This is a genomic window from Rhodococcus sp. 7Tela_A2, assembly GCF_049311045.1.
Lineage (GTDB): Bacteria > Actinomycetota > Actinomycetes > Mycobacteriales > Mycobacteriaceae > Rhodococcus.
Genome location: NZ_JAXION010000195.1, coordinates 1 through 3,889, shown reverse-complemented (window position 1 = coordinate 3,889; position 3,889 = coordinate 1). Strand labels below are relative to the sequence as shown.

3 protein-coding genes are annotated in these 3,889 nt (G+C 66.2%); 2 read left to right on the top strand and 1 reads right to left on the bottom strand.

The genetic code is table 11. The features are described from left to right. Positions 1–98 precede the first annotated feature (98 nt). A complete protein-coding gene (gene asnB, locus TVH25_RS20985) occupies positions 99–2,024 on the bottom strand; it encodes an asparagine synthase (glutamine-hydrolyzing) (protein ID WP_169620205.1) in 1,926 nt (641 codons plus the stop codon). 309 nt (positions 2,025–2,333) lie between these two features. Between asnB and TVH25_RS20980 the strand changes: the two genes are divergently transcribed. Both TVH25_RS20980 and TVH25_RS20975 read left to right on the top strand, forming a co-directional pair. Beyond that, complete coding sequence (locus TVH25_RS20980) at positions 2,334–3,386, top strand: cytochrome c oxidase subunit II (protein ID WP_169620204.1); 1,053 nt, start codon at positions 2,334–2,336, stop codon at positions 3,384–3,386. A gap of 40 nt (positions 3,387–3,426) precedes the next feature. Continuing rightward, a complete protein-coding gene (locus TVH25_RS20975) occupies positions 3,427–3,843 on the top strand; it encodes a cytochrome c oxidase subunit 4 (protein WP_169620203.1) in 417 nt (138 codons plus the stop codon). Positions 3,844–3,889: the final 46 nt, after the last annotated feature.

The following is a 3,889-nucleotide window of genomic DNA, read 5'->3' as shown; positions in this document are numbered from 1 at the left end:
CCCCCCCCCCCCCCCCCCCCCCCCCCCCCCCCCCCCCCCCCCCCCCCCCCCCCCCCCCCCCCCCCCCCCCCGACCGTCTGTCCTGGTGCGTGTGGTGCCTAGACCTCGACGGGGTACGCCGGTTCCTGGATCTGCGGAACGATGCGCTCCTCGACGAAGATGCCGTGCCAGATCATGAACACCAGCACGGTCCACAGCCGGCGGCTGTGGTCGACCGTGCCGACGCGATGGTCGTCGAGCATCTTCGTCACCGCGGCCTTGTCGATCAGGTGGTCGGTGCCGGACTCGGCGATCACCTGATGCGCCCAGTCGAACAGCTCGGTGCCGGCGAGCCAGTGCCGCAGCGGCACCGGGAACCCGAGCTTCGCGCGGTGCAGGACATGGGACGGGACGATGCCCTCGAGCGATTTACGCAGCGCGTACTTGGTGGTGTCCTTGGTGATCTTCTGGTCCAGCGGGACCTGCGACGCCACGCGGTACACCTCGGGATCGAGGAACGGGACGCGCAGCTCGAGGGAATTCGCCATGGTCATCTTGTCGGCCTTGACGAGGATGTCGCCGCGCAGCCACGTGAACAGGTCCAGGTGCTGCATGCGGGCGACGGGATCCCAGCCCACCGACCGCGCATAGATGGGCGCGGTGACGTCCTGGTGCGTCCACTCGGGCCGGAACTCGCGCAGCACCGACCGCAGTTGCGCGTCGCTGAAGCTCCGCGCGTTGCCGTAGTAGCGCTCCTCGAGCGGCATCGACCCGCGATGCAGCAGGCTCTTGCCCCGGGTTCCCTCGGGAATACGGTCGGACAGTCTGCCTGCGGCGCGGCGCAGCGCCGGAGGCAGGAACTCGAACGGTCGTAGCGACAGCGGCTCCCGGTAGATCGTGTAACCGCCGAACAGTTCGTCGGCGCCCTCGCCCGAGAGCACCACCTTGACGTGCTTGCGGGCCTCCTTGGCGATGAACCAGAGCGGCACCAGCGCCGGGTCGGCGACAGGGTCGTCGAGGTACCAGACGATCTCGGGAATGGCCGCGGCGAACTCGGCGGGGGAGACGACCCGCACCACGTGGCGCGCACCGATCGCGGCGGCGGACTCGGCGGCCACGTCGACCTCCGAATATCCCTCCCGCTCGAAGCCGGCCGTGAACGTGATGAGGTTCGGATTGTGGCGCATCGCCAGAGCCGCAATGGCGGTGGAGTCGATGCCACCGGACAGGAACGAACCCACCGTCACGTCCGCGCGCATGTGCTTGGCGACAGAATCCTCGAGCGCGTCGGCGATCTCGCGGTAGCGATCCTGCTCGCGGCCTGCCGCGAAGGGCCGCACCGGGAAGGTCGGTTCGAAGTACCGCGTGATCTCGGGCTCCGCTCCCGGGGTCAGTCGCGCGTAGCAACCCGACTCGAGCCGGCGGATCTCCTTGTGGAGCGATTCGGGCTCGGGCACGTACTGCAGGACCGTGTAGTGCTCCACTGCCCGCGGATCGAGTTCGGTACCGATGCCGATCAGGTCGGCCAGTTCGAGAAGGCTCTTCTTCTCGCTGCCGAACGCGGTGCCGGCGGTGCCGGTCGCGAGGAACAGCGGCTTGATGCCGAACGGGTCGCGTGCCAGGAACAGCTCACGGTTCACGGTGTCCCAGATCGCGAACGCGAACATTCCGCGCAGGCGGCGCACGGCCTCGGCGCCCCAGTGGTGGTACGCCGCGACGATGGTCTCGCTGTCGCCTTCGGTCTCGAACGTCGCCCCGAACTCGTCGGCGAGTTCCTTGCGCAGTTCGAGATAGTTGTAGATCTCGCCGTTGAAGGTCAGGGCATACCGGTCGGGCTGCTCCGGAGGCCCCCAGCGCAGAGGCTGATGCGAATGGGCGATGTCGATGATCGACAGGCGGTTGAACCCGAAGACGAGATCGGCATCATTCCAGGTGCCGTGTTCGTCCGGGCCGCGATGCCGGAGGCAGTGCATTGCGGACGCCACCTGGGCGACGGCCTCGTCGCTGGTGCCGTCGGTGGTCAGAAACCCGAGCAAGCCGCACACGCGTTCGGTACCTCATTCCGGTCGGGGTGTCAGAAGCGAACCAGCCGGCGACCACCGCTCAGGGGCCGTGGGAACTGTTCGCCGACGTTCGTCGTTGTTCCCTTGGAGTATGCCGCAGTCAGCCGGGAGGGCGAGCGGGCGGCACCGCGCAAAAACCGTCGTCACGTCGGTACGTTCCGGGCGAATCCCCAGGCGCGACACTTTCTTCGTGCCCCGAGGATGGATAGCGGCCGGGTTTGGTCTACGCTGCGTAGTAATTGGGCTGGCCCTCTTGGTGTGCCCTACTGAAATTGCAGCGATCAGGAAGGCGTGAACGTGGCGCAAGGTCGGATCCTTCGGCGGTTCGGGCTCGCAGCATCACTCGGCATTGCAGCCTTGGTGCTGACCGGGTGTTCGAGCGAAGAAGTCCTTCGTTTCGGCTGGCCGGAGGGCGTGACCCCCCAAGCCGAGCGTATGCGTGACCTGTGGACGTGGTCGGTTGTCGCCGCCCTCGTCATGGGAATTCTCGTGTGGGCCCTCACCTTCTGGGTGATCATCGCCTACCGGCGACGGAAGGACTCCCCGGAGTTCCCGCGGCAGACGGCATACAACGTGCCGCTCGAGCTCGCGTACACGGCGGCGCCGTTCGTTGCTGTGTGTGTCCTCTTCTACTTCACGGTCGTGGTGCAGAACTACGTCCTGGAGAAGGAAGACAACCCCAACGTCGTCGTCGACGTCACCGGTTTCCAGTGGAACTGGAAGTTCGGTTACCGCTCGATCGACCTCCAGGACGGAAGTCAGCCGTACAACGGCATCGACGAGGCCGCCGAGGAAGCAGTGCAGATCGACATCCCCAATGCGGAGGATGCGCACGCCGAACTCGGCCCGATCCACGGTGCCCCGGTCGAAGACCTGTCCTACCTGCACTACGACAAGATCGAGACGATCGGCACCAGCAACGAGGTTCCCGTCCTGGTCCTCCCGACCGGCAAGCGGATCGAGTTCTACCTCGCGTCGTCGGACGTCATCCACTCGTTCTGGGTCCCCGAGTTCCTGTTCAAGCGTGACGTGAACCCGAACCCGATCCAGAACAACTCCGACCCGGTCTTCCAGATCTCGGAGATCGAGCGTGAGGGCGCCTTCGTCGGTCGCTGCGCGGAGATGTGCGGCACCTACCACGCGATGATGAACTTCGAGGTCCGCGCGGTGAGCCCCGAGGACTTCGCACGCTTCATCGACCTTCGTAAGCCTGTCGAGGACGGCGGACAGGGTCTGTCCAACGCCGCCGCACTCGAGGCCATCGGCCAGAGCCCCGTCGCCACGTCGACGGTCCCGTTCAAGACCGATCGCACCGACCGTTCCGCATCCGGCGCCAGCGAGTGACCCGTCTCTTCGCCTTTCATCGACAAGGACAAGTGCTGATATGAAAATCGAAGCCAAGCTCTTCGAAGTGACGACGGTGTTCTTCGTGCTCGTCGCGATCGTGTACGGAACCTTCACAGGATTGTCCCGTACGGGCATCGAGTGGGCGGGTCTCACCGGCATCGTGCTCTCCGCCGGACTGACCCTCATCATCGGAACGTACTTCCGGTTCGTGGCTCGGCGTCTCGACACTCGCCCCGAGGACTACGAGGATGCCGAGATCAGCGATGGCGCCGGCGACCTCGGATTCTTCAGCGCGGGCAGCTTCTGGCCCATCCTGCTGGCCGCGTCGGCATCCTTCGCCGCCATCTCGCTGGCGTTCTTCCAGCCCTGGATGATCGCGGGTGCCGTGGTGCTGATCCTCGCGGCGTCGGCCGGCCTGGTGTTCGAGTACCACATCGGTCCCGAGAAGCACTGAGCGAGTTCATAGTCCACAGCCGGGGGCCCCCCCACCGCGGGGTGGG